24 protein-coding genes are annotated in these 23,929 nt (G+C 43.9%); 3 read left to right on the forward strand and 21 right to left on the reverse strand.

Annotated elements, in window-relative coordinates:
* Positions 1 to 171: 171 nt before the first annotated feature.
* The 12 genes from FKX92_RS04580 to FKX92_RS04635 all read right to left on the reverse strand — a co-directional run bounded on the left by FKX92_RS04580 (position 172) and on the right by FKX92_RS04635 (position 11,528).
* Positions 172 to 969 (reverse strand): hypothetical protein, encoded by a 798-nt coding sequence (locus FKX92_RS04580; RefSeq protein WP_149565659.1) that lies wholly within the window; start codon positions 967 to 969, stop codon positions 172 to 174.
* A complete protein-coding gene (locus FKX92_RS04585) occupies positions 950 to 1,420 on the reverse strand; it encodes a GNAT family N-acetyltransferase (protein ID WP_149565660.1) in 471 nt (156 codons plus the stop codon). Before FKX92_RS04585 ends, FKX92_RS04580 begins: the two co-directional genes overlap by 20 nt.
* Entirely contained in the window at positions 1,417 to 1,803 is a 387-nt protein-coding gene (locus FKX92_RS04590) for a hypothetical protein (RefSeq protein WP_002909978.1), read from the reverse strand. Before FKX92_RS04590 ends, FKX92_RS04585 begins: the two co-directional genes overlap by 4 nt.
* 5 nt (positions 1,804 to 1,808) lie before the next feature.
* Entirely contained in the window at positions 1,809 to 3,077 is a 1,269-nt protein-coding gene (locus FKX92_RS04595) for a DUF2130 domain-containing protein (protein WP_149565661.1), read from the reverse strand.
* A gap of 200 nt (positions 3,078 to 3,277) precedes the next feature.
* On the reverse strand, positions 3,278 to 4,252 hold the full coding sequence (locus tag FKX92_RS04600) for a hypothetical protein (protein ID WP_149565662.1): 975 nt from the start codon (positions 4,250 to 4,252) through the stop codon (positions 3,278 to 3,280).
* A gap of 94 nt (positions 4,253 to 4,346) precedes the next feature.
* Positions 4,347 to 6,095, reverse strand: a complete 1,749-nt coding sequence (locus FKX92_RS04605; RefSeq protein ID WP_149565663.1) for an ABC transporter ATP-binding protein — start codon at positions 6,093 to 6,095, stop codon at positions 4,347 to 4,349.
* Positions 6,088 to 7,854 (reverse strand): ABC transporter ATP-binding protein, encoded by a 1,767-nt coding sequence (locus FKX92_RS04610; protein WP_149565664.1) that lies wholly within the window; start codon positions 7,852 to 7,854, stop codon positions 6,088 to 6,090. The genes FKX92_RS04605 and FKX92_RS04610 overlap by 8 nt, the downstream gene beginning before the upstream one ends.
* Before the next feature lie 18 nt (positions 7,855 to 7,872).
* Positions 7,873 to 8,484 (reverse strand): TetR/AcrR family transcriptional regulator, encoded by a 612-nt coding sequence (locus FKX92_RS04615; protein ID WP_149565665.1) that lies wholly within the window; start codon positions 8,482 to 8,484, stop codon positions 7,873 to 7,875.
* Between the two features lie 173 nt (positions 8,485 to 8,657).
* Positions 8,658 to 9,074, reverse strand: a complete 417-nt coding sequence (locus FKX92_RS04620; protein ID WP_149565666.1) for a GNAT family N-acetyltransferase — start codon at positions 9,072 to 9,074, stop codon at positions 8,658 to 8,660.
* A gap of 50 nt (positions 9,075 to 9,124) precedes the next feature.
* A complete protein-coding gene (locus tag FKX92_RS04625) occupies positions 9,125 to 9,790 on the reverse strand; it encodes an ABC transporter ATP-binding protein (protein WP_002909993.1) in 666 nt (221 codons plus the stop codon).
* A complete protein-coding gene (locus FKX92_RS04630) occupies positions 9,791 to 10,852 on the reverse strand; it encodes an ABC transporter permease (RefSeq protein ID WP_187759382.1) in 1,062 nt (353 codons plus the stop codon). It abuts the gene before it with no gap.
* 67 nt (positions 10,853 to 10,919) lie between these two features.
* Positions 10,920 to 11,528 (reverse strand): TetR/AcrR family transcriptional regulator, encoded by a 609-nt coding sequence (locus FKX92_RS04635; protein WP_149565667.1) that lies wholly within the window; start codon positions 11,526 to 11,528, stop codon positions 10,920 to 10,922.
* Between the two features lie 109 nt (positions 11,529 to 11,637).
* Here FKX92_RS04635 and FKX92_RS04640 point away from each other — a divergent pair, with 109 nt between their 5' ends.
* Complete coding sequence (locus tag FKX92_RS04640; protein WP_149565668.1) at positions 11,638 to 12,363, forward strand: hypothetical protein; 726 nt, start codon at positions 11,638 to 11,640, stop codon at positions 12,361 to 12,363.
* Between the two features lie 90 nt (positions 12,364 to 12,453).
* On the opposite strand, the gene FKX92_RS04645 is transcribed toward FKX92_RS04640, so the two are convergent.
* Positions 12,454 to 13,491 (reverse strand): zinc-binding dehydrogenase, encoded by a 1,038-nt coding sequence (locus FKX92_RS04645; RefSeq protein ID WP_149565669.1) that lies wholly within the window; start codon positions 13,489 to 13,491, stop codon positions 12,454 to 12,456.
* A 180-nt stretch (positions 13,492 to 13,671) separates the two neighbouring features.
* On the reverse strand, positions 13,672 to 14,142 hold the full coding sequence (locus FKX92_RS04655) for an SP_0198 family lipoprotein (RefSeq protein WP_149565670.1): 471 nt from the start codon (positions 14,140 to 14,142) through the stop codon (positions 13,672 to 13,674).
* A 234-nt stretch (positions 14,143 to 14,376) separates the two neighbouring features.
* Between FKX92_RS04655 and FKX92_RS04660 the strand changes: the two genes are divergently transcribed.
* A complete protein-coding gene (locus tag FKX92_RS04660) occupies positions 14,377 to 14,844 on the forward strand; it encodes a GNAT family N-acetyltransferase (protein ID WP_149565671.1) in 468 nt (155 codons plus the stop codon).
* A gap of 131 nt (positions 14,845 to 14,975) precedes the next feature.
* On the forward strand, positions 14,976 to 16,121 hold the full coding sequence (locus tag FKX92_RS04665; RefSeq protein WP_187759383.1) for a cobalamin-independent methionine synthase II family protein: 1,146 nt from the start codon (positions 14,976 to 14,978) through the stop codon (positions 16,119 to 16,121).
* A gap of 124 nt (positions 16,122 to 16,245) precedes the next feature.
* Here FKX92_RS04665 and FKX92_RS04670 read toward each other — a convergent pair whose 3' ends face one another.
* The 7 genes from FKX92_RS04670 to FKX92_RS04700 all read right to left on the reverse strand — a co-directional run bounded on the left by FKX92_RS04670 (position 16,246) and on the right by FKX92_RS04700 (position 23,709).
* Positions 16,246 to 17,073 (reverse strand): alpha/beta fold hydrolase, encoded by an 828-nt coding sequence (locus FKX92_RS04670; protein ID WP_149565673.1) that lies wholly within the window; start codon positions 17,071 to 17,073, stop codon positions 16,246 to 16,248.
* Between the two features lie 150 nt (positions 17,074 to 17,223).
* A complete protein-coding gene (locus FKX92_RS04675) occupies positions 17,224 to 17,616 on the reverse strand; it encodes a YbgA family protein (protein ID WP_149565674.1) in 393 nt (130 codons plus the stop codon).
* A gap of 171 nt (positions 17,617 to 17,787) precedes the next feature.
* Positions 17,788 to 20,217 (reverse strand): phenylalanine--tRNA ligase subunit beta, encoded by a 2,430-nt coding sequence (pheT, locus tag FKX92_RS04680; protein ID WP_392392043.1) that lies wholly within the window; start codon positions 20,215 to 20,217, stop codon positions 17,788 to 17,790.
* Between the two features lie 125 nt (positions 20,218 to 20,342).
* Positions 20,343 to 20,852 (reverse strand): GNAT family N-acetyltransferase, encoded by a 510-nt coding sequence (locus tag FKX92_RS04685; protein ID WP_149565676.1) that lies wholly within the window; start codon positions 20,850 to 20,852, stop codon positions 20,343 to 20,345.
* A 45-nt stretch (positions 20,853 to 20,897) separates the two neighbouring features.
* Positions 20,898 to 21,947 carry a phenylalanine--tRNA ligase subunit alpha gene (gene pheS, locus FKX92_RS04690; protein WP_002900605.1) on the reverse strand — a complete coding sequence of 350 codons (1,050 nt, stop codon included), beginning with the start codon at positions 21,945 to 21,947 and terminating at the stop codon, positions 20,898 to 20,900.
* A 281-nt stretch (positions 21,948 to 22,228) separates the two neighbouring features.
* The gene (locus tag FKX92_RS04695) at positions 22,229 to 22,963 is read right to left on the reverse strand and encodes an ABC transporter permease (RefSeq protein WP_185767944.1); all 735 of its coding nucleotides are present in this window, start codon (positions 22,961 to 22,963) and stop codon (positions 22,229 to 22,231) included.
* 2 nt (positions 22,964 to 22,965) lie between these two features.
* Positions 22,966 to 23,709 (reverse strand): ABC transporter ATP-binding protein, encoded by a 744-nt coding sequence (locus FKX92_RS04700; protein ID WP_185767943.1) that lies wholly within the window; start codon positions 23,707 to 23,709, stop codon positions 22,966 to 22,968.
* Between the last annotated feature and the right edge of the window lie 220 nt (positions 23,710 to 23,929).

Here is a 23,929-nt window from a genome sequence, read left to right on the forward strand (position 1 = left end):
CATCTCTGCCTTGACAAGCAAGGTCGGATAAGAAATTTTTGTCTGCTCTTGCATCATATTCTTGACAGGTCTGAGACTGAATCAGCAGTCACTTTTTGTTCTTGATTTTTTCCAAAATTCCATCAGTTTATATGAATGCTAATGATTGACTAGAAAGACATAACGAAACAGTCACACTTCTACCCGACTTTCAAAAATCTGATAAAGCTGTTCAAGGCGGTAGTTCTCAGTAGACGCCATTTCCTCCTCCGATAGGAGAACATTTTCCAATATTGGAAAAAAACCTTGAGCCAGTTCTCGACTGTTCAGCCAATCTGTCATCTGCTGGTTAAAGGCAGGATTGTCCGAAAAAATATAGTCAAAGTGGGCATAATCCTTGGTGTAATAGTAGTAAATCTCCTCCAGAGCTAGTAGTGCCTTGATGGGATCAGCTTCCTCCAGCCAAAGACTCCTATCTAGCAGATGGCTGGTTTCGAGGCCAGCCAGATCAAACATAACCAAATAAACCGCCACACCATCAGCTTGATTGGGTCTAAAATTAATCGTATCAAAGATAAACTGATGTGAGAAGCGCCGCATAAAATTTAACTCCTGTGGCTTCCAACTGTCACTTTCAAAGTGACACCGATCCAGATTAAGAGAATCATCGACTCTGATTTCAATGTAGTGAGCAATCATCTCTAAAATCCGAGGCAGAAAATGCCTGATTTGGTAGTCGTCATCACTCTTAGAAACCACCGCATTGAGGTATTCATAGATTAACGCCTCACTCAGTTCCCTGACAGGTGTGGTTTGCAAAGCTCTGAGATTCTCCTCGGAGAGGCAGACAGGGCAGGTACAAAGGGTCAGAGGAAAGTGCAATTCGCACTTAAACAGGGTATAAGCCTCTTCTAAAAGGGCCTGCATAGCAGGGCTGAGGTCGGGCTTCTTCGGTATTTCCGGTCTAGTCTTAGCTTTTTTCTTTCCCATGCTCATCCTCCTCTACGTTCCTCGCAAAAGCTAGGCTAGTCTGACGAAAGACATAATTTTGGTAAAAAGCATGCGCAACCAACCGTTGATCATTATCTCCGTTTTTTAAGGCTATAGCTTTGGCACCGTCTTGACTAGCTATCTTCTTGACCTTGTCCATCAGAGCTGTCGCAATTCCTTGCCGCCTAGCATTTCGACTGACTGCCAGAGCTAAAATCCGATAGTAGAAAGCTGTGGACTCGAAAAAGTAAAGCTTAACATAGCCGATAAAGTCAAGAATCTGAGATTCTTTCTCAGCAACTAAACAACCGTAAGCTGGATTAGCAAGAATATACCTGAGTCTACTTTGCAATTCATCTTTTTCTGCTGAATAGCCCAATGCTTTATACAGGGGCGGCAGAACTTCTGCGTCTTCTTTCTGATATTCTTGAACAGTCAATTGATCTATCATTTTTCTATTTTTCTTTCAAAATACTGCTTATAAATAGTTACTGCTATCTGACGTTTTTTCTTAATAACCAAGTCAGTCGCCTCTTCATCGTCCATAAATCCAATCACTGAAAAAACTAACAAACCTAGTCCAAGATAAGGTAAATCCTTAACAGATAAGGACATCCCTTGAAAAAAGACTAAATAGCAAAGTAGTAAAAAATAAACTACATTAGCTAACAGTACTTGTTTGCCTCGTTCAATCCAAATTTCTTTACGTAATTCTGAAGAAGCAGCCTGCCATTGCTGATAAAAAGTTTCCTTCCCTTCTTGTGGCAGTCTTTCTATAATTCGATCAATCTCAGCAAATTTGGTTGATTGTATCCAACGGGTTGTTAAGTCCATTTTTCTCACTCTTTCAAAGCTTCAAACTTAGCTTTCATGGTAGGATTTTTGCGTGTCAGTTTTTTGACAGAGACGTCGTCCAGTTTGTTGTTTGCTAAGCGCAGCTGGTTTTCAGAAGTTGTCAGGAATTTCTTGATTTCTTCCATCCTACGGATAGCTTTGTCAATCTCTTCGATGGCCTTGCCAAAATTGGTCGAAGCAGACTGATAGTTCTTAGCGAAAGCTACTTTAAAGGCATCCAAATCTTCCTCAAAATGCGTAATATCAATGTTCTGCTCCCGCACCAAGGCCAGTTCCTGCTTGTACTGAAGCGAGTTGAGCGCAGCATTACGCAAGAGTGTAATCATGGGGAGGAAGAACTGTGGTCGGATAACATACATCTTCTCATAGGCATAGGACACATCGACAATACCCGAATTGTAGAGCTCGCTGTCAGCCTCAAGAAGTGTCACCAGAATAGCATACTCACAGCCTTTCTCCCGCCGATCCTTATCCAACTCTTTGAAGAAATGCTCGTTTTTCTTCTTGGTCGCCGTCTCATCGCCTTCATTTTTCATCTCAAACATGATGGAGAGGATTTCTACACCATTTTCATCCACTTCACGGTAAATGTAGTCACCCTTGCTGCCGGTTCTGGCATCATTGTCCTTGCCAAACTCAGCTCGTGGGAACATCCCCATACGGTTCTTGTTAAACTCGTACTCGCAGTGCTGTTCCAAACTCTCACCAATCATCTTAGTGGACTGCTTGGCTTTAAAATCCTTGTAGAACTCTATTGTCTCATCTTTCTGCCGCAGCTCTACCTCATAGCGCTCTTTAAGCGAGGTCTGAGCCAGCGCTGCTTCCTTTTCTTGCAAAACTAGCTGATTCCTAACCTCGTCTCGCTCTTTTTCCAGCGCAGATAAGGTCTTTTGCAGTTGATTTTCATGCTCCAAGCGCAGAGTAGTCAACTGACTTTCCAATTGCTGAACTTCCTTTTCCTTCTCCTGCAATTGAAGACTAGCTGCTTGCTCTGCCTCTTTCTTAGCCAACTCCTGCTGGGTCTCAAACTGAGCAATTTGACTTTGAAGATTGCTAATTTCCTGTTCTTTCTGCGATAGGAGAGCTTGTTGGGCATTCTGGGATTTTTGCTCTGCTAAAGCCAGTTCCTGCTCAATCCGAGCATGAATCTCCTTGTCAAACTCTGCTGTCCGAACCTGCGACAAAAGCTCACTGTACTGGCTCTCATTGACAGTAAAAACCTCCCCGCAGTTGGGACATTTGATTTCGTTCATGGGGTACCTCTTCATTTAAAATTAAAAATTTTATTCCTTTTCTTTTCCAAGTTGATAGATTATATCGCTATCATTTATTATTTCTAACTCTCTTTTTCATCATTCTCCCAAATTCATTAATCTACTTCTCACGACTATCAACTATTATACCATTCCTGCCAATAAATGAAAAACAGCAAGCCAAACGGCTTGCTCGATTTTCACGGAATTAAAATGCTATGTCCATGATCCTCTGGGAGGTAATAAGATATGTCCCCTGCACTGCTTCCTAGTCTACTCTTACTAAAAATGGAATATAGCTTTGAATCATTCTCAGAATCAATGACAAAACGTCCATTGTCAAAACTTATAGATGCGGACGCTGAAGAATCTTGAAAGATAGATTGTTCACTCTGAGAACGAACCACTCCTTTTATGGTTGCAACTTCTTCAGGATATTTTTCAAAGGATATATCGAAACTAAGTTCTCTAGAAGAAGATGGAAAATAGGACTGATGTTCACTCAGACGAATACTTTGAATCTTTCCCAATGATTGTTCGAGTTCTGGAAGTTCCCTATACAGTTCTGATTGAATCGCTGATTTGAAATTTTCCTGATGTACTTGCAGCCATTCATTAAAGAAACGAGTCGCCCTTTCTTTTTGAACTCGATACACGATATTCTCTCCTGAATCAGCAAGAGCATTCGAAAAATTATACAAGGCTTCCTTTGCCTCATCCTGCTCTCGCTTCCAATCCCAAGAAGAGTCTTCCGATATTTCAATTTCGCCCATATACCAGGTACTCATATCCTGACTTTTGTCTTTATAAGGGTTAGGATGGATAAAAGTAAAGGGTGCAATGCCAGCATCTGGAAAAGACAATTCAGTTCTTAATGATTGTTCTTTATTATCATTGACATAGGCTGAAAAATAGATATGATAATTCCCACTCACGTCACCGCCATTGTCATACTCTCCCCTAGCAGAACCTGGCAAAAGTGTCACAGATTTTATGTGTTTTTTTTCGAAATCCAAGTTTTCAATTATCTTTTTTTTAATAGAATCTTGAAGCTCAAGAATAAACTTACCATCGTTACTATATTGAGGCTTAGTCAAAAATGGTAGATTTATAATAAGAATCGGAAGGGCAATAACAATAAAAAGAATAAAAAGCCACTTTTTCGATTTAAACATGAGACTCCCTCTTATTTTGATTAGCAAAGATAGTTTTATTATACCATTCTTTTCTCAGATGAAAAACAGCAAGCCGTTGGCCTGCTGTTTCAGTTTATGAATCCGCCAGCTCAATCCGCCAGCTGGCGGCTGTTTTTCTTTCTTGGATAAACTTACTATAGATGCCTTGTTTGGCCAGTAAGTCTTGGTGTTTGCCTTGCTCAACAATGCGGCCTTGATCCAGCACAAAAATCTGATCTGCATGCTCAACCGTCTTGAGCCGGTGGGCAATCATGATAATGGTCTTATCGCGAGTCAAAGCCTGAATAGCCTGCATGAGTGCTTCTTCGTTTTCTGGGTCAACATTGGCTGTTGCTTCATCAAGAATGATAATAGGCGCATCCTTGATAATAGCTCGCGCAATGGAAATGCGCTGGCGCTCACCACCAGAAAGGCTAGCTCCTCCTTCACCAATCTTGGTCTCATAACCATCAGGCAGCGACAGGATAAAGTCATGACAGGCAGCTTTCTTGGCAGCCTCTATCACTTCTTCCTGACTGGCCTCCGGCTTGCCAAAACGGATGTTATTTGCAATGGTATCCTCAAAGAGATAGACGCTTTGGAAGACAAAGCTGAAATTACGAATCAGGCTGTCATAGCTGTAATCTCTAACATCGTGTCCGTCCAGACTGATATTTCCCTGGTCCACATCCCAGAAGCGGGCGATGAGGTTGCAGAGCGTTGTTTTGCCAGAGCCAGAAGGTCCGACCAGGGCAGTTGTTGTTTTTTCTGGAATGGTGAGTGAAACCCGGTCAATAATTTTCTTATTTCCATAAGAGAAACTAACATCTCTCAGCTCAATACGACTGCTCTTGGGTTCAATATCCCGACCTCTGATATCCATCGGCTGGATGGCTAAGACTTGATTGACCATATCAACCGACAGATCAACAATGCGCAGGAGAGAAGAGAAAGAGCCAACTCCGTCTAGATTTTCATAAATCATAAAACCACTAACAATCATCATAATGGTTACCAGTAGCTCCATACTGCCATTGAGATAAAAATAGATAGAGAAGAGCCCCATAAAGAGACCGGTCAGCTTGGTCACTATGCCTTGGAGGGCAATGTAAGGTGAGGTCACGAGTGTCATTTTGGTATCTAGCTGACTCTTGCGGTCAATAGCCTTAGACAACTTTTTAGCAGAGCGGTTAACTAGATTGTAGTTTTTAACCTCTGCGATACCTTGGCTGTACTCTAAAACAACGGCTACTAGGTCCATATCCGCCTGATACTTTTCATCAGAAACCTTGCCAACTTGCCAACGCATGAGGGTATTTGGCAGGAGAAAGAGGACGAGCTCCACCAAGAGAACCAGACCAACCCGCCAGTCATAGAGAAAGACTAAAACGGTGATGAGACCAGTCGTCAGAAAGCCCTGCACAGTCATCATAACCACTCGCGTAGCTACATCAGACAGTCCTTCCAGCGTATTGGTCGTAACACTGGTAATCTTGCCTAAGCTATTTTGATTAAAGTAACCCATGGGCAGATAGCGCATGTGTTCGGCAATTTCAATCCGCTTCTGAGCACAGGTATGATAGCCCGCTTCCGTCTGCAGCATGGTGATTTTCAGGGTAATCCAGACGTTTAGCACAGTGGATACCAGCATGATAGCCAGAGCCAGCCAGAAGGTCTGCATAGAGAGATTCTTCTCAATCAGTCCCATAACGACTAGGCCGATTGCTGGAATACGCAGAGCGATGATAAAAGACTTGATGATGCCCAGATAAATGGATTGATAAAATTTCCTACGGTCCTCTGCCGTACAGAAATCAAAGAATTTCTTCAGTATATTAAGCATGAATCAGCCCTCCTTCCATCTCACTATTATCCCTAGTAGCAATATGGGCCTGCCACATAGAAGCATAAAGCGGACTGGTTGCCAGCAATTCTTCATGTCGTCCTCTAGCTTCAATCCGACCATCCTTGACCAGGACTATTTGGTCTGCACTCATAATCGTAGACAGCCTGTGGGCAATGACAATCAAGGTCCGTCCTTCAATCAGACGAGCTAGACTGGACTGAATCCGTGCTTCATTTTCCGGATCTGTATAAGCAGTCGCTTCATCCAAGATAAGAATCGGCGCATCCTTGAGCATGGCACGGGCGATAGCAATCCGCTGACGCTCCCCACCAGATAGATGACCGCCGCCAGAGCCTACTTGAGTTTCAAAGCCGTCTTCTAAGTTCATGATAAAGTCATAACAGCCGCAGCGACGGGCAATTTCGATGACCTCTTCATCAGAAGCTGCTGGATTTCCCATCCGGATATTTTCCATAATAGTCTCATCAAAGAGATAGTTATCCTGGGTCACGTAAGCAATCTGCCGACTGTAATAATCTAGCGGAAGCTGGCGAATATCCAAGCCACCATAGGTAATCTGACCAGAACTGACATCCCAGAAAGAAGCCAGAAGCTTAGCAATTGTAGACTTACCTGAGCCTGATGGACCGACTAAAGCATTTATACTGCCAGCCTTAATATCTAGCGAAATACCATGGAGTACTTCCTCTTCATCTGTATAGCCAAAGCTGACATCTGTCATGACCAGATCCCTTCCTTTTGGAAGTTCTCGCAGCTCCTGAGGCCTTTTCAAATCAGGCTTTTCCAAAATATCAATGACTTGGCCAAAAATAGTCCCGATTTTCCGTAAATCGTCCATATAGCTAGCCACTAAAATCAGAGGAGTCAGAAGACTGAGCGAAAGAATAATCATCAGAATGAAATTGCCCGCAGTCAAGCTACCTTGCAGATAGAAATAACAGCCAGCCGGCAGCAGAAAGAGCAAGCCTGATGGCAGAAAAGCAGTCACAATGCCCATCTCCAGATTGAACTTGCGCATCCACTCAATAAAGCAGTCTGCTCCTTCTCTAGCAGCCGTGACAAACTTATCGTAAGAAAATTTTTCCTTGCCAAAAACCTTGATGACTTCAATCCCATTGATGTATTCCACCGCTGTATCATTGAGTTTTTTGGTCTTGACCAGAGTATTTTGATAGTCTGCTTCGCTATTGACAGCCATCCGAACATAGGCCAGCACAACGATGGGAATAGTCAGGAGAGACAGCAAGGTCAGCCGCCAATCAATGACTAGCATGGCAATGAGAACAATAATCGGACCAAAAATCCCAGCGGTAAACTCTGGAATCAGGTGAGCCAAGGTCGTTTCGGTCGCATCCACCCGCTCAACGATAATGTTTTTATAACTGCCTGATGACTGACTAAGCACTGTACCTAGAGGCAGCCTAGCTAGCTTGTCTGTCAGGCGGCGCCGCATTTCCGCTAAAATCTTAAAAGTAGCCGTATGCGACAGCATGGTGGAAATACCATGGAATCCCCAGTAGCCAATCCAGGCCAGACCTGCCCAAGCTGACTGCTGCAGGTAAAAATCCCAGTTTTTATTGCCCGCCAAGAGCTGATTAATCATCCCGCCAATAAAGAAATAAGGCAGAAATCCTGAAATCACAGAAGCAAAGGCAAAGATCAGACTGAGCACAAAATATATCTTATGAAGGGAAACAAAGTCCCAGATCCAAGCAAGAACAGATTTTTTCTTCATAGAATTTCCTTCTTTCTATCAAAAACCGAGCCAACCTCCCCAGTCAAACAAGTCCATGATGGAATGACAAAATTCCAGCGCCTGCTCTTGGGGCCAGTCTTGAGCCAAGGGCTCAAATACAGCTGTGTAATAAGCTGTCATGCACGATCGCAGAAACTCGTGTTTGACCAGATGATTGATCTTCCCCTCTTTGTAAGCCAGCTCCAAATAGCGATAAGTCTCGTCTGCTGCCAAATGAGGCAGACGCATCCTGAAGTCCGCTTGCGAAGAACCCTGAGATTTAAAGAGCAAGAGCTGCATAATATCCTTATGCTCATAGAGAATCCCCATCAGGGACTGGAGATCCTCCAAGCGATGGGCCCACATATCAGACAGGTGTCCCTCTTCTAGGAAAGCATAGTCACGTCGCTTCTGCTCTTGTCCATACTGGTCTAAGGCTGTCAGAGTAGGCTCAAGCAGAGCACTAAAGAGACTGTCCTTACCCTCATAGCGCTTATAAAGAGCCCCAGTCGTCAAGCCAGCCGCGCGACAAATTCTCCGCAGTGAAGCATTCTGATAGCCATAAGCTAAGAACTCACTCCTCGCGCTTTCCAAGATTTTTTCGTTTAACTCATCTGTTTCTTTTTTCATAGTTTCAATTCGATAACACTGTTATCACCTTTCTTCTTTTATTATAAATTCTGACAATTTAACTGTCAAGGAAAAACAAAAAAGACCGATAAATATTTTCATCGGTCTGGTTCTATTCCTTTTCCTCTTGTAAACATAACAAAAGGAGCTTATTAACAAACTCCTATAGAATTTTACTTTTTATTGGGTGCATAAATCATGCCAGTACAGTCGAAATCTTCCTGTCGGCGAAAGCCGAGCTCTTGATAAAAAGTTAGATTTTTATCTGACTGCTCCGTTGCCAGCTGGATTTGGTAAACATCCTTAAATCTTTCCAACGTCTGCTGAAGAAGGCTTCGGCCAATCCCCTGACGCTGGTAGAGTGGATACACCAGTAAATCCTGAATAAAGACAATGGTAAGCCCATCTCTGACCACTCGGATCAAACCAACCAACTCTTCATCATCATAGGCCGCCATCACAAACAAGGACTGATGGAAAGCCTGCTCTAACTGCTGAGGACGATTAGTATAATTGCTCCAATTAACCGAAGCATAGAGATCTAGTACTGCTGCAAAATCCAGCTGAGGATTTGTTTTATAATGAATCATAGTCCTCTCCTTGTTTTTTCTCTGTTTGATTGCCGAAACCTTCTAAAACTTTATCGAACTTGAGTCAGCACTCCGTCTTGCATCTCATAAACCTTGTCAACCTCGTCCAGCAAGCGGGTATCATGAGTAATCATAACCACACTCTTATGGAATTTCTGGGTCACCTCTTTGAGCAGATGGACCACGCGCTTAGCCCGCTCTGTATCCAGACTAGCTGTCGGCTCATCAGCCAAGATAATATCAGGGCTATTGTAAAGTGCTCGGGCGATAGCAGCTCTCTGCCGTTCTCCGCCGGACAATTCTTTCGGATACTGCTTGAGAGTTCCTTTTAAATCTAGCAACTCAATCAGACTGTCTAAATCTGTTCTCTCCTTTTTAGATAAGCGGTCAATCAGCTGGAACTGGTCTTCGATTTTCAAAAAAGGAATGAGATTGGAAGCCTGCAAAATAAAGCCGAAATCATTGAAACGCAGAGCAGCTCGTTCCTTTTCCTTGAGCTGGGAGGTATCTTTCCCATGCAGGAGAATCTGTCCTTTTGAGGGAGTTTGCAAATGCCCCAGCAAGGTCAGAAAGGTTGTTTTACCCGAGCCTGACGGCCCAATAATAGCTACAAACTGCCCCGCTTCCAGTTGGAAATCAGTTGGTTTCAGGGCTTGAACCAGCGTATGCCCCTGACCATATTCTTTTGTAACCCCTTTTAGCTCTATGATTGACATTTACTCACCTCCAATCGCTGTGATAGGGTCAATTTTCAGAACCCGATGAATGGACAAAAGTCCGCCAGCCAGTGACATGAAAATAATGAGGACAATCAATCCAGCATAAGCTCGCCAGTCACTATAAAAAGGCATAGAAGCTGGCAAGACTAGCTGGGTTCCCAAAAGAGCCAAGACAGCTAAGCTGATTCCCAGAGTGGACAGGATGAAAATCTGCCAAAAAATAGAAGCAATAATCTTCCCACTGGCAATCCCTTGGGCGCGCATAATACCGTAAAGATGCGTCTTTTGGATGGTAATGATGTACATGAAAATTCCCAATACCAAAAATGTAATCAGAACCATGGCCCCAATCATAAAGGAAAAAGTCAGTACCTGAGGCTGATAACCAGGGATATTTTCTATAAAATCACTCATAGAGAGCTGACTAACTCCAGCTTCTTCAATCTTCTGAGCATCCTTGACCACAAGTGCGCTGATATTCTTAACCTGACTTGAGCCGTACTTTAATTCCCTGAAATCATCTAGATCCATAAAAATTACAGGTTGCGTAAAGAAGCTATTATCCTCTGTGAAACCAACAACCTGATAGAGGCGCTCACTGCCATTTAGCTGAAGCTGGTCGCCTAGTTTCACACCTTTTTGCTGGAGACGCTTATCCGCAATAACTTCATAAGCATTCTCAGCAGGACGTCCCTCAATAATGTCAGGCGCCAGAAAACTATCCCAAGAGAGACCAAAAACCTGAGCATTGAGTTTATCAGTCCCATCTTCATAATTGGCCACTGCTGACGTTTGTCCCAAAGCAGCGATTGAGTCCCCTTGAAGCAGGCGGCTGTATTCCTCTTCCTTGAGAGTCGAAGCTATTAGATTCTTATTGGCGTACTCCGACAAGACGATCGACTCAGCCTGCCATTGGTCCAAAGCCAAGCGATTGAGCCTAGCCAAACCGACGGAAAGACTAGATAAAAAGAAAACCATATAGGTAATGAGAAAGACCACAGCAACCACTAAACGATAGCGTCCGCGACTGTAGACAATCTCTTTAAAAGCTAAAAACAAAGCTGTCCTCCTTTGAGATATTCGAGACTATTATACCATAAAGAAGCAAACTGGAAAAACTATCCTGTCAATCCCCCTCCATATGCTCTCTGACAAAGCCCACCAGACCGACAGCGGTCACCCTAGCATGAAAATCACTCATTTGCTGAGCCTTATAGCGAGGATGAGCCAGCCAGTAAGTCAGGGTTCCCATAAAGGACGCGGCTTGATGATTCAGGAGCAAGTCCACCTCTACCTCCTCTAAATGTGGATCAGCCAAGGAAATACTCTGCCAGAAAATCTCCCTCAGAGCTTCCTGCAACCGCCTCGAACTAGTTGGACTGCCATTCGGCCCTAAAAGAATGGCTAAGTCTTCCAAGTAAGGCCCAAAAAAATGAAAAAGATTTTGTTTCTCATGGATAAAGTCAGCCACCTTAAAATCCTTTTCTAACTTGAACAAGCAGGCAGAATCTAAAGCCTCTTGATAATAGGTCTGCAAATCACCTAGCAAGCGGTCTTCTATCTTCTTCAGCAGATCATATTTATCCAAATAATGACGATAAAAGGTACTGCGATTCACCTCTGCCAAGTCAATCAGCTGGCGAATACTGATAGCCTCAAAAGTCTGCTCTTTCATCAGCTGCAGCAAGCTAGTCTCTATCTTCTTTTCTGTCTTTCTTCTTTTTTTCTCATACATGCCATTCACCTCAAAATGCAACAGTCTATCTAAAATTGATGCTTGTATGCCATCCAGCTCCCACTATATAATAAATATAAGCAGAAGGCAAGAACAGGAGGATTAAAAGATGAAGATTATGATTAATCAAAAGGAAGTCAGTCAAGAAAGAATTGAGCAATGGCGGAAGCAGAGAACCCTTAAAGCAGCTAAGATGCTTAATCTACAGCTACCTAATACTGACAACACGGAGATTTTAGACCAAGCCCTACTGGAAGCAAAAATGAAGCTGACATACGAAGATCTAATCCAGCAAATCGGAACAAAACTCAAATGGAGCCAATATTTAATGAAATGGGCGGCCAAATGGTCCAAGAAACCTAGAAAAAAAGCAATCATCACGATTTTTGAAAGTGGACTGACTGCTGCTTCTTTCAGTATAATGCTAGAAAAGTTGATGTTAGAAAAGACAAATGTTCATAAACGAGTCAATCTTGGTGCCTGTCCAGACCATTATGCCTTGCAGCCGCACGGGGACAAACTTGAAGTCATTGAGACTGCAGGAAACAGCCCTCTGCCGACACAGTTTTTCCTTGACCTTGGTGGTGAAGCTGAGACAGAGGAGCCTCGTGATGCGTCTTATCCCTTCCAAACTGTCGGTACCGCCAGTCTAGCGAATGGTTGCAATATTGGTGGTATTCGCCATCAGTTTCGCGACACAGAAAAATGCCTAGAAGCCCGATTTTGCGTCGAATTCCCCAGCCTTTGTCCAGACAGCCTTATCAAAGAACACCAGCTCCACCTGGCTGCCGAATGGTCAAGATGGATAACTTGGTGCAAAGAGCATAAAGAATGAATTTCCTTTCATGAAAAGAACTACCAAGCCATGCAAAAACAGCCCACTGCCATCTTAAAGAGACCGCAGCAAGGCTGTTTTCTTCCTTACCTAATCAAAGACAATCATGGACTTAATGGTCTTGCGCTCATCCATGTCTTTATAAGCTTGATCAATATCTTCCAGTTTGTAGCTTGAAGTAAATACGCAACCTGGATTAATATCACCGTCAAGAACTGCCTTGAGCAAGATTTGCTTGTCATAAGTCGTCACAGAGGCTGCTCCACCTGCCACTGTAATATTTTGAGCAAAGGTAGAACCGAGAGCTCGATTATTATAGTGAGGCACACCGACAAAGCCCAAGCGACCACCGTTGTGAAGAACTCCCAGAGCTTGATCAACAGCTGCTTCTGTCCCGACACATTCCAGAGCTGCATCTGCACCACCACCAAGGATTTCACGGACTTTGGCAATTCCTTCTTCGCCACGTTCTGCCACAACAGCTGTCGCACCGGATTCCAAGGCCATCTTTTGTCGATCTTCGTGACGACTCATAAGAACGATTTGGGAAGCACCACGCATTTTAGCAGCAATAACAGCGCATTGTCCAACAGCTCCGTCACCAATCACGACCACCTTATCACCAGGCTTGACGTCTGCCACACGCGCGGCATGGTAACCTGTCGGCATGACATCTGCCAGTGTCAAGAGTGATTTGAGCATACCTTCTGTATAATCAGAGGGCTGGCCCGGAATTTTGATTAGAGCCCAGTTAGCAAATTCGAAGCGCATATATTCTGCCTGCACCCCATTTGACCAGTTATTCCCAATATGAGAATCACAGGTACCGTCAAATCCTGCCCGGCAGGCATCACATTGCCCGCATCCATGAGTGAAAGGTGCAATGACAAAATCTCCCGGTTTGACCGTTGTAATAGCCTCTCCGATTTCTTCGACAATTCCAATCGCTTCGTGCCCACTATTTTGATGGCCTGCTTCAATATCTGGACTGCGGTAGCGCCATAGGTCAGAGCCACAGACACAGGTCCGAACAATCCGAATAATGGCATCATCTGCCTCAATAATTTGCGGACGATCAATCTCAGTCAGTCCAACTTGACCTGCTTTTGAATAAACTGCCAATTTCATCGTTTCTTCTCCTTTGATATCTTTATAGTAACTATTATACAACTTAGGGCACCCCATAAGTCAAATTTTGGGTATCATTTACGATAAAATTCTTATAAAAAAGGAAACTCCTTTCTCAGAGTTTCCTAGTTTGATTTCCTCACTGCTCATCCTGTTGTCCTGAGCAGAATGAGAAGCGTATTACTGCTTGGTAAATGTCAGAGTGTCTGGATCATCATCCAATTCGTCCACAATCAGCTGATTGCCATTTTGGCGGTAACTTTTGACATCATCACCGACAATCAGTCTTTGATTAGCACTATCTACTTGTACCTGCTTGAATTCCTTGCTGCCATCAACCTCGGTCTCAGTCCAGGTACCAGTCGTACCATTGATTTCTAGGACATGCTGGTCACCATCATGATCGGTTGCTTGGTAGCGCCCGTCTAGATTAGTAGCTTGCCCTGCATTTGATGATGACGAAGGCTGATTAGAGGAAGATGCAGCTGATGATTGCGAAGTCTGATTTTGTGCAGATTGTGATGTTTGGCCTTGTGTATTCTGTGATGAACTAGTATTCCCTCCTTGGTTAGTATTGCCTGAGCAGGCAGCTAATAGGACTGCTGCTGTCAGAGATAGAATTCCGATAAAGGCTTTTTTTGTAATAGTCATATCGCTTTCTCCTTTTTCTACATTTGTAGTTTATACTTATATTCTACACTTGTCTGTTTCATTTGTCAAGAAAAAGCAGTTTTTATTATAAGGAAAATACATCTAAAGGAAATGACTCACTCTGATTGACATTTGCTATTCAGACGCTGCTTGTTCTGTTAGTCTTTCCAAGCTCTCTTGACAAAATAGTTCCCTGTCGTATAATGATTCTTAAAAAGATAAAAGGAGAAGATCATGCCAATCAGAAAAGCCCAAGTCAGCGATATTCCTGCACTCCAAGGACTCCTTCAGCAAATCCTGTTTGTCCACCATCAGGCTCGTCCGGACATTTTCAAGGCCGAGGGCAGCAAGTTTAGCAATGAAGAATTAGAGAAGATTCTGGGTCAAGAATCCACCCCTATTTTTGTCTTTGAAAATGAAGCTGGAGGAATCCTCGGTCATCTCTTTTGCTCCATCAAGGAACCTGTCAGTCCTGTACTCAATCCCATCAAGACACTTTTTATCGAAGACTTATGTGTAGATGAGAAAGCCAGAGGACAAAAGGTTGGTGAGCAACTTTACCGCTTTGCGGAAGACTATGCTCGGAAAATCGGATGCTATATTCTTACTCTCAATGCTTGGAACGACAATGTCGGAGCCCTACGTTTCTATGAGCGGTTAGGGCTTCAGCCTCAGGAAACAGTGATGGAGAAGATACTTTGATTTGAAATAACAGTTTCTAAAAGCGCTAGCAATAGTTTTCGGCTATACCCTACCAGTATAATTAACTATTTTATTTGCCGAGGGATTTTCGATACAATAGACCATAATCCCTAATGAAAGTGAGAAATCTTATGACAAAATCAAAATTTCAACTGGTTGGATCACTTCTGCGCCCAGAAAATCTGCGCCAGTATAAGACAGAAATTGAGCACCGCGATGATATTCAATACCCATTCTACGACAGCTTCCCAGGCTACCATGAGACGGAGACAGCTGACATCAAGGAGATTATCGCTGAGCAAAAGGCTAAGGGAATTGACATCCTGACGGACGGAGAATACTCCAAGTCTATGTGGCATCTGGACTTTGTCTGGGGACTTAAGGGAATCGAGCGCTACATTGCTGACCACGGTTATACCTTCAAGGACCACGACGGTGGGCAATACGAGACCCGCAAGGACATTGGTATCCGCATCACAGCACCACTCTCTGGAAAAAATCATCACTTTATCGAGATTTATAAGCTAGTCAAGGAAGAGGCTGCTGGTGAAGATACCAAGCTGACTGTCTGGGGGCCTGCCCATGCTTATACTGAGTTAGCTGTCTTTGACCGCTTGGCGGGACCAGGACAAGTTTATGAGACCAATGAAGATTTGAAAAAAGGCTTAATTCAGGCCTACAAGGAATTTTTGGACGACTATAAGGCTGCTGGCGGACATATTATCCAGTTTGACGACTGCCTCTGGGAACTCTTTGATGAGTCCAATCCTGCTAGCTTCTTTGCGGAGGAGAATGCCAGTCTGGCTGACCTGGCAGACGAGTTTGTCGCTATTAATAACGAAGTCGTAGACTACGCTCATGAGCTAGGACTGACTGTCTGGACCCACAACTGCCGTGGCAACTACGAAAGCCGTTCTGCTGCTGAAGGAACCTACGAAGCTATCGCGGAAAAATTCCTGTGCGACCAACATTATGATCGCTACTTCCTAGAGTGGGACAGCGATGTAGCTGGTGATGTATCAGCTCTAGCAGCTTTGAAGGACAAGAATGCGGAAGTCGTTTTAGGACTGCTCTCCAGTAAGACGACAGGCTTGGATGACGAAAAACGCGTCCTAGACCTGCTCGAGAAAGCAGCAACCGTTTTACCGAAAGAGCGTCTCCTGCTCTCCCACCAATGCGGCTTTGCCTCTTGTGACTCTGGAAACGAACTCACCATTGAGCAACAATGGGCCAAAATTAAACAAGGCCAAGAAATCGCCCAAAAATTCTGGGGATAATAAGCAAAAAAAGCGGTCACACCGCTTTTTTCTATGATTTTAAAATCAATTTGGGGCTGAATTAGATTTCTTTGATGAACTCCAGTTTCATCTGCATCTGTTCAACATATTAAATCTTGGAGTATTAGGAAAGTTCAATTCGCTTGAGCCAATTTTCAACCAAGGCCGTAAAGAGAGCCTCTTGATCTATCTGTGCATTGTGGCCAGCAAGATCCATTACAGCATGAGTTGCCCTTGGATAATAGTGAGACAGCTGGGCTAACTGCTGGAAGCCCACGACTTGGTCCTGCTTTCCTGCTATAAAAAGACTGGGCTTGTCATAGCTCTTTTCCTGTATCTCTTGATCCACTTCAAACGAAAAAGCATAGTTTTCTTGCAGCTTTTGGACAAAGGGAGCATTCATCATCTGAAGCCCTGCTAGGATTTCTTTTGCAAACCGTCGATAAGTTTCTTTAGTCTGTAAAATCGCTAAATCAACGAAATCTTCGCTTTTGCCTGCTGTATCAAAACCTACCTCTCTAATTAGCAGGCTGTCTTTTGGCAGAATTCTTTCTTGCGGATTGGGTACAACTACTGGACAAATAAGCAGCAAACCATCAATCTCTGACCTTTTCTTAGCCAAAATTCCTCTAGCAAGATAGCCACCATAAGACTCTCCAGCTAAGAGAAAGCTGTGTCCGCCGATTACAGTCTCTATAAAGTTCAATAGCATCTCTAAAATCGCATCCGAACTTGCAAAAGCAGGATTGGCATCAGACCTACCCATGCCAGGTAAATCTAAATAAATCCTTTTATAGTCAGCATGTTTCTCAAAAATAGGTTCCAAACATCCTTCCATCAATTCAGATGAACAGCCCAAACCATGAATTGCCAAGACTGGCTTTCCTTGACCAATCACTTTATAGTATAATTTATTTTCCTGATAAGTAAAAAACATTTTTTCTCCAATCATACCTTAAAGACGCGTTTTGCTCAAGGTGGATCTTTTATCGAAACTAGTCAAAATAATATTGTTTATGAGCCTAACAAATTATTCTTATCATATACACCCCTCAAAGCTACTAGACGAGCAAGCTTATTCTTTCCCCTTGATTTCAGAGCTTCATGCCTCATCCCCAAATATCAAGGTCGACTGCTGCAGATAAGGATTGGGATACTTGACTAGCAGGTCCCTTACAGCTCTTACCAAGTCTTTTTGCTCAGCCTGACCTGATTGGTAACGAAGCAAAAGATGCATAAAATCTTCTTTTTCAGCTGAGTTGGCTTTCTTCTTAAAATAGCCCCATATATGCTGAAAGGCATTGCTGACCTGACCGCGGTTTTCAGGCAGGGCTACCGCCTGGTCAATCAAGCCTTGAACATGTGCCGCTTCCACCGAGTCACTTTTCAGGTATTGGCGGATTTCCAGATAGACCTTACTGGAATGACTGAGAACCAGATACTTATTTCTAGCCCAAAGAGTCTGACATTGGGATATTTGGTTTGAATTTTCCATGATTACTTTTCCTACTGATTTTTAATTTCGAATACTTCTCGTTTCGTCTACATCATTGTTCGCATCCCAGTGATAAGTTTGCCAAGATAGAAAGCAAATCAACTATGATTGGAATAAGATTTCGAAGAGTATGAATCAAAATCCCCAATCACATGACTGGGGAATAGTTCATTAACGTACCTCTGCTCCGAGTTTTTCGGTCAGGGATTTTTCGATTTTTTCCATGTATTTAGACACTTCCTCGTCAGTCAGGCTGGCTTCTGGATTTTGGAAAGTCAGGCTGTAGGCCATGGATTTGAGGCCGACACCCAGCTTGTCCCCAGAGAAGATATCAAAGAGCTTAATATCTGTCAAGCGCTTAACACCAGCTGCTTGGATTGCATCAAGGACCTCTTGGTGAGTGATTTCTGCCTTGAGCAAAAGGGCCACATCACGGCTGACAGCTGGGAATTTAGTGATTTCTGTAAATGGCTGGGCTGGCTGGAGCTGCTCTTCGATAGCAGACAGGTTGAGCTCGGCCACATAAGTCTCAGGAATATCGTAAGCCTTGGCTGTCGCAGGATGGACTTGCCCGACAAAGCCGACAGGCTGGCCATTGATAGAGATTAAAGCAGTCCGACCAGGATGCAAACTCTTAATCTGGTTGCTAGCCGCGTATTCAGCTGTTAAGCCCAACTTAGCAAAGAGTGCTTCCACTACACCCTTAGAATAGAAGAAATCAACTGCTACTGGTTTGGTCTGGAAGTCTTTTTCATTAACCAGACCTGTCAAAGCAAAGGCAAAGCTATTGATTTCATTTGGCAGATCTTCCTTAGGATTGCCGGTCTGCTCAAAGACTTTTCCAATCTCATAGAGGGCCAGATTCTTATTTTTACGAGCCACATTGTAGGCTAGCGAGTCCAAAATACCAGAAACCATGTTCTGACGAAGAACAGAGCGCTCCACTGTCATCGGCCACATGAGCTCAGTCAAGTTACTAGGATTGAGAGTGAACTCAATCGCCTTTTCTGGCGTCGTCAAAGCATAGGTGATGATTTCTGTCAGTCCAGCTCCCTCTGCTAAGGTCCGTACTTGACGGCGCAGTTGCTGCGTTGCAGTCAATTCACCAGCAGTCCCATCATCTTTTGGCAGACTAGCTGGCAATTTGTCATAGCCGTAAATGCGGGCAATTTCTTCATAGAGATCTGCTTCGATAGAAATATCCCAGCGACGGCGAGGGACACTGACAGTGAACTGTTCAGCACTTCCTGACAAGCCAAAGCCAAGTCTGCGGAAGACATCCACAATATCTGTATAAAGCAAGTCTGTTCCTAAAACTCGGTTGACATCCGCGAGACTAGACACCACTTCTACATCACGAGTATCCAAGTGACCGGCTGATACGATACCAGCCTGAACAGTTGCACCTGCCAAGTCCGCAATCATGCTTGCTGCTGCATCCATCGCCTCATTAACAGTTGCCACATTGATGCCTTTTTCAAAGCGGGAAGATGATTCTGAGCGCAGATTAAGGCGACCGCTAGTCTTGCGGATTGATTTTCCATCAAAAACAGCCGCCTCCAGAACAACACGAGTGGATTTACCGGAAATTTCAGTCGCTGCTCCGCCCATGACACCAGCCAAAGCCACTGGCTTATCTGCCACAGTGATAACTAGGTCGCTAACTTCCAGCTCGCGCTCTTCGCCATCCAGCGTCACCAGCTTTTCACCAGCACGCGCTTCCCGCACAACGATCTGGTCACCCTCAAAAGTATCCAAATCAAAGGCATGCATAGGCTGACCAAAGTAGAGCAGGATATAGTTGGTCACGTCCACTACATTGTTAATCGGACGGATTCCTTCGTTCATGAGGAGATTTTGCAGCCACTGAGGACTTGGGGCAATAGTGACATTTTCCAAGATACGAGCCGCATAGTAAGGGGCTTTCTCGGTTTCAAGAGCCACTGATAGACTGTCAGCTGCTTGCTTTTCATTCTCCACCAGCGGAAAATCTTTGAAATGTACTGACTTGTCATAGATGGCAGCCACTTCATGAGCCACCCCACGCATAGACAGAGCATCAGCTCGGTTTGGTGTGATGGAAAGTTCGATAATCTCATCATCCAAGTCCAGATAAGAGAAGACTTCCTCGCCCGGCACTGCTTCTTCAGGCAGGATTTGAATACCATCCGCAAATTCCTTTGGCACGACAGAATCAGAAATGCCAAGTTCACCGAGAGAGCAGATCATGCCCAGTGACTCCAAGCCCCGGATTTTCCCTTTTTTAATCTTATAATTGTCCGCAATGCGAGCACCTGGCAAAGCCACCATGACCTTGATGCCTGCGCGAACATTTGGAGCACCGCAGACAATCTGACGGTTCTCCTCTTCTCCGACATTGACTTGACAAACATGCAGGTGGGTATCAGGAACATCCTCACACGATACCACCTCACCAACAACAATTTTTGACAGGCCAGCTGCGGGTGATGTCACACCTTCCACTTCAATTCCTGTCGTTGACATTTTCACAGCCAGCTCAGCGCTTGTCACATCAATGTCTACTAACTCTTTTAACCACTTATAACTTACTAGCATATTTAAGATATTAAGACCGGCCAATTGCCAAGGCAATTGGTAAAAGCGACCAAATGTTAGGGACTTGTCCGAAAGCCTGATTTCAGAAACAAATCATCTAAATTTCGAGCTTTTAGGTCGTATCATTTCCTCTCTTTAAATTTTCTTGTTTATTTCAATTTCTTGCGCAGCAGCCAGTCTGTATCTACTGTCTCACCAGTGATATAGTCGTGCTGGCTAAATTTTTCAAAGCCGTATTTAAAGTAAAAATCTTGAGCTCTAAAATTCTTTTCCCAGACGCCTAGCCAGACCCAGTCAAAGCCTCGTTTCTCAGCTTCTTCTAAGGCAAATTCAAACATTTCCTTGCCCAAGCCTTGACCATGATAGGCTTTTAAGACATAGATTCGCTGAACCTCAAAGGCCTGTGGCAGTTCTTGCTCCGTTTGAGCCTTGCCCCAGTTAAACTTGAGAAACCCAGCAATTTTACCGTCTTTGACAACAAAATAAGTCTCTGACTCAGGATCTTCCAGTTCCGTTTCGATGGTCGCAAGTGACAGCTCATTGTCAAAATAATGATCCATATCAGCTTCCTTGATAAAAGGACCAAAGGTTTCTTGATAGGTCGCGACCTCCAACTCCCGCAGGAGGCTCGCTTCTTCTTTTTTGACTCTGACTAGCATACTGCACTCCTTTCTCAGAAAAGCTGCATCTATGAATACAGGTTTCTACTTAAACTGCTGAGAAAAACGAATATCTCCTTGGTAGAAGCCACGAATGTCGTTGATACCGTAGCGAAGCATAGCTACCCGCTCTTGACCAAGACCAAAGGCAAATCCAGAGTATTTCTCTGCATCAATACCGCTCATTTCCAGCACGCGCGGATGCACCATACCAGCTCCCATAATCTCAATCCAGCCGGTCTTCTTACAGACATTACAGCCGGCACCGCCACACTTGAAGCAGGAAACATCCACTTCAACAGATGGTTCAGTGAACGGGAAGTAAGACGGACGCAGACGGATACTGCGATCTTCGCCGAACATCTTCTGTACAATCAGCTGCAGCGTTCCTTGCAGGTTTGCCATGGAAATATTTTCTCCAACCACCAAGCCTTCAATCTGATGGAACTGGTGGGAGTGAGTCGCATCATCGGTATCCCGTCGGAAAACGCGCCCCGGTGAGATCATCTTGAGTGGCCCTTTAGAAAAGTCATGAGCATCCATAGCTCGCGCCTGTACCGGACTGGTGTGAGTTCTGAGCAGAATCTCCTCTGTAATGTAGAAAGTGTCCTGCATATCCCGTGCTGGGTGGTCTTTAGGCAGATTCATCCGCTCAAAGTTGTAATAGTCCTTTTCCACTTCAAAGCCGTCTACAACCTGATAGCCCATCCCGATGAAAATATCTTCGATTTCCTCACTAGTCTGACTAAGAATATGACGATTCCCTACCGGAATTTGACGGCCTGGCAGGGTCACATCCAAGGATTCCTCAGCCAGTTTCAGAGCTACTAATTGTTCTTCCATCTCTTGAGCAGTCTTTTCAAAGGCTGCTGTCAGAATATCACGCGCTTCATTGACATGTTTCCCGATAATCGGCCGCATTTCAGCCGAGATATCTTTCATCCCTTTCAGGACTTCAGTCAGTGAACCTTTTTTACCCAAGACAGCTACACGCAAGTCCTGCAGTTCCTTTTGATTCTCCGCTTTGAGCTGCTTGAGAGAAGCTAGAGTCTCTTCACGCAGGCTTTTTAGTTGTTCTTCAATCGTTTTCGTCATTTTCCCTCCAAAATAAAAAGCGCGCCAATCTCCATAAGCGGAGCGTTGACACGCGGTACCATCCGTTTTTTATCTGGCAAGCCAGACCTTACTTATCAATCCTTGAGTAAGTGAATTCACCTAGCTTTCATCTAGAGAGCTTTCAGTCGCTGGCTCCCCTCCCTGTTAAACTTCCCCTAGGTTACTGGTCTTACGGATTGCTATTTAGTTATATTTCATTGTAACAGATTTCTAAACATTTCGCAAGCTAAGGCAGCTGAATTCTACATTGAACTAAACCTCTACCCTTTCATCCTCTTTTTGAAAATCCAGACAGAAGGGATAAAGAATAGGAAAGCATAGAGCAAAACCCAAAACAGATGAGGCAAAACTAAATTCAAATCCTGTGCCAATGCCAACTGAACAGCCTTTGCTGCATGGGCAAATGGCAAGGCATTGCAAAATGCTTCAAAACTACCTCCTATCATCTCAATCGGAAGCACTGCTCCACTGAGAAAAACCGTGGCATTGACAAGAATAGTTCCAAAACCACTGACTGCATTACTGCTAGAGAAGGCTGAGCCTAAAAGCAAGCCCAACGAAATAAAGAGCAGAGCTACTGGAATCAAAACCAAGAGGGCGTAAAAAGTTCCCAGCTTTAAGGATAAGCCAAAAATCATTGCAGTTGCAAAACTAGCTATGCCCTGTAAAAGAGCCAGAGGCAGAACTGGAATCGAATACCCTAAGATATAATCCACGCTTCTAAGCGGTGTAGATAGCAGCCGCATGAGAAAAGAGCTATTGCGGTCCGTAGCCATTAAACTGCCAACAAAAATAGTTAGCCAGGAAGCACCAAACACCATCATACTTGGGGCAAAATTTTCAATGGAAAATATAGCTGGCATCCCTTTGAGGCTCTGTTTCATAAGGGACAGGGCGATAATCAGAAAGACAGGAAAACCAATTCCCATCAGACTGCTGACATAATCACGCATGATTTCTTTGAAATTGCGCTTTGCAAAAATGAAGGCTCTCATGCTCATTCCCCTCCTTCCGTATAGGACAAAAATGCCTCTTCAAAATCCTTCTTACCGGAAGCTTGGATAATTTCCTCTGCTTTCCCCAAGATCTGTACCATTCCCTTATCCATAATGCAAAGTCGGTCGGCCAAAGCCTCGGCTTCTTCTAGATAATGTGTGGTCAGAATCACTGTAACTTTTCCCTTTAGCTGCTCAATATTCTTCCATAACTCCCTTCTAGCCCGTACATCCAGTCCCAAGGTCGGTTCGTCCAGAAACAAAATCTTGGGCTGACTGATTAGAGCCATTGCAATACTGAGCTTGCGCTGCCAGCCACCTGACAAGGACTTGGCCTGATCATGCTGTCTATCCGTCAGGTCAAATGTCTCCATCAGATGCTCTGTCTTTTGATCCGCTTCTTCCTTAGAAAATCCATATAAACGAGCTATCATCTCCAGATTTTCCTTGACTGTCAGCTTGGGAGCAACAGCTGTTTCCTGAGGCGAAACATTAATCATTTCCTTGACAGCATCTTCCTCCTTGCGAATGCTATAGCCTAGCATTAGGGCATCTCCTGCTGTTGGCTCAACTAGACAGGACAGCATCTTAATCGTTGTTGTCTTTCCCGCACCATTAGAGCCCAGCATAGCAAAGAATTCACCCTCTTCAATTTTTAGATTCAAACCAACAACAACCGTCTTTGAGCCGTATTGCTTGGTCAAATCTTGCATCTCAACTGCATACATAAGGAAATCTCCTTTCATCAGATATGAGGAAATAAAAAACGAAATGTTATTTAAGGATATGAGTTTGACATCTAAATCTAGTCACAACTTACTCATTTAGCTAAAAACTGAGCTATTTTAACTCAATTTCGAAAGAGTTTGGTATAAGTTGTATAACTTCTTATACTTATTATACACCTATTCATTAGTAGTAGCAAATAAAAGCAAAAGAAAAAATCTGCTTAAGCAGATTCCGATT

The sequence above is a fragment of the Streptococcus sanguinis genome, assembly GCF_008329445.1.
In the GTDB taxonomy this organism is placed as follows: domain Bacteria; phylum Bacillota; class Bacilli; order Lactobacillales; family Streptococcaceae; genus Streptococcus; species Streptococcus sanguinis_O.

Coding starts and splice junctions, on each gene's coding strand:
- FKX92_RS04580 (WP_149565659.1), bottom strand. CDS start 969: ATGGGAAAGAAAAAAGCTAAGACTAGACCGGAAATACCGAAGAAGCCC.
- FKX92_RS04585 (WP_149565660.1), bottom strand. CDS start 1,420: ATGATAGATCAATTGACTGTTCAAGAATATCAGAAAGAAGACGCAGAA.
- FKX92_RS04590 (WP_002909978.1), bottom strand. CDS start 1,803: ATGGACTTAACAACCCGTTGGATACAATCAACCAAATTTGCTGAGATT.
- FKX92_RS04595 (WP_149565661.1), bottom strand. CDS start 3,077: ATGAACGAAATCAAATGTCCCAACTGCGGGGAGGTTTTTACTGTCAAT.
- FKX92_RS04600 (WP_149565662.1), bottom strand. CDS start 4,252: ATGTTTAAATCGAAAAAGTGGCTTTTTATTCTTTTTATTGTTATTGCC.
- FKX92_RS04605 (WP_149565663.1), bottom strand. CDS start 6,095: ATGCTTAATATACTGAAGAAATTCTTTGATTTCTGTACGGCAGAGGAC.
- FKX92_RS04610 (WP_149565664.1), bottom strand. CDS start 7,854: ATGAAGAAAAAATCTGTTCTTGCTTGGATCTGGGACTTTGTTTCCCTT.
- FKX92_RS04615 (WP_149565665.1), bottom strand. CDS start 8,484: ATGAAAAAAGAAACAGATGAGTTAAACGAAAAAATCTTGGAAAGCGCG.
- FKX92_RS04620 (WP_149565666.1), bottom strand. CDS start 9,074: ATGATTCATTATAAAACAAATCCTCAGCTGGATTTTGCAGCAGTACTA.
- FKX92_RS04625 (WP_002909993.1), bottom strand. CDS start 9,790: ATGTCAATCATAGAGCTAAAAGGGGTTACAAAAGAATATGGTCAGGGG.
- FKX92_RS04635 (WP_149565667.1), bottom strand. CDS start 11,528: ATGTATGAGAAAAAAAGAAGAAAGACAGAAAAGAAGATAGAGACTAGC.
- FKX92_RS04640 (WP_149565668.1), top strand. CDS start 11,638: ATGAAGATTATGATTAATCAAAAGGAAGTCAGTCAAGAAAGAATTGAG.
- FKX92_RS04645 (WP_149565669.1), bottom strand. CDS start 13,491: ATGAAATTGGCAGTTTATTCAAAAGCAGGTCAAGTTGGACTGACTGAG.
- FKX92_RS04655 (WP_149565670.1), bottom strand. CDS start 14,142: ATGACTATTACAAAAAAAGCCTTTATCGGAATTCTATCTCTGACAGCA.
- FKX92_RS04660 (WP_149565671.1), top strand. CDS start 14,377: ATGCCAATCAGAAAAGCCCAAGTCAGCGATATTCCTGCACTCCAAGGA.
- FKX92_RS04665 (WP_187759383.1), top strand. CDS start 14,976: ATGACAAAATCAAAATTTCAACTGGTTGGATCACTTCTGCGCCCAGAA.
- FKX92_RS04670 (WP_149565673.1), bottom strand. CDS start 17,073: ATGATTGGAGAAAAAATGTTTTTTACTTATCAGGAAAATAAATTATAC.
- FKX92_RS04675 (WP_149565674.1), bottom strand. CDS start 17,616: ATGGAAAATTCAAACCAAATATCCCAATGTCAGACTCTTTGGGCTAGA.
- FKX92_RS04685 (WP_149565676.1), bottom strand. CDS start 20,852: ATGCTAGTCAGAGTCAAAAAAGAAGAAGCGAGCCTCCTGCGGGAGTTG.
- pheS (WP_002900605.1), bottom strand. CDS start 21,947: ATGACGAAAACGATTGAAGAACAACTAAAAAGCCTGCGTGAAGAGACT.
- FKX92_RS04695 (WP_185767944.1), bottom strand. CDS start 22,963: ATGAGAGCCTTCATTTTTGCAAAGCGCAATTTCAAAGAAATCATGCGT.
- FKX92_RS04700 (WP_185767943.1), bottom strand. CDS start 23,709: ATGAAAGGAGATTTCCTTATGTATGCAGTTGAGATGCAAGATTTGACC.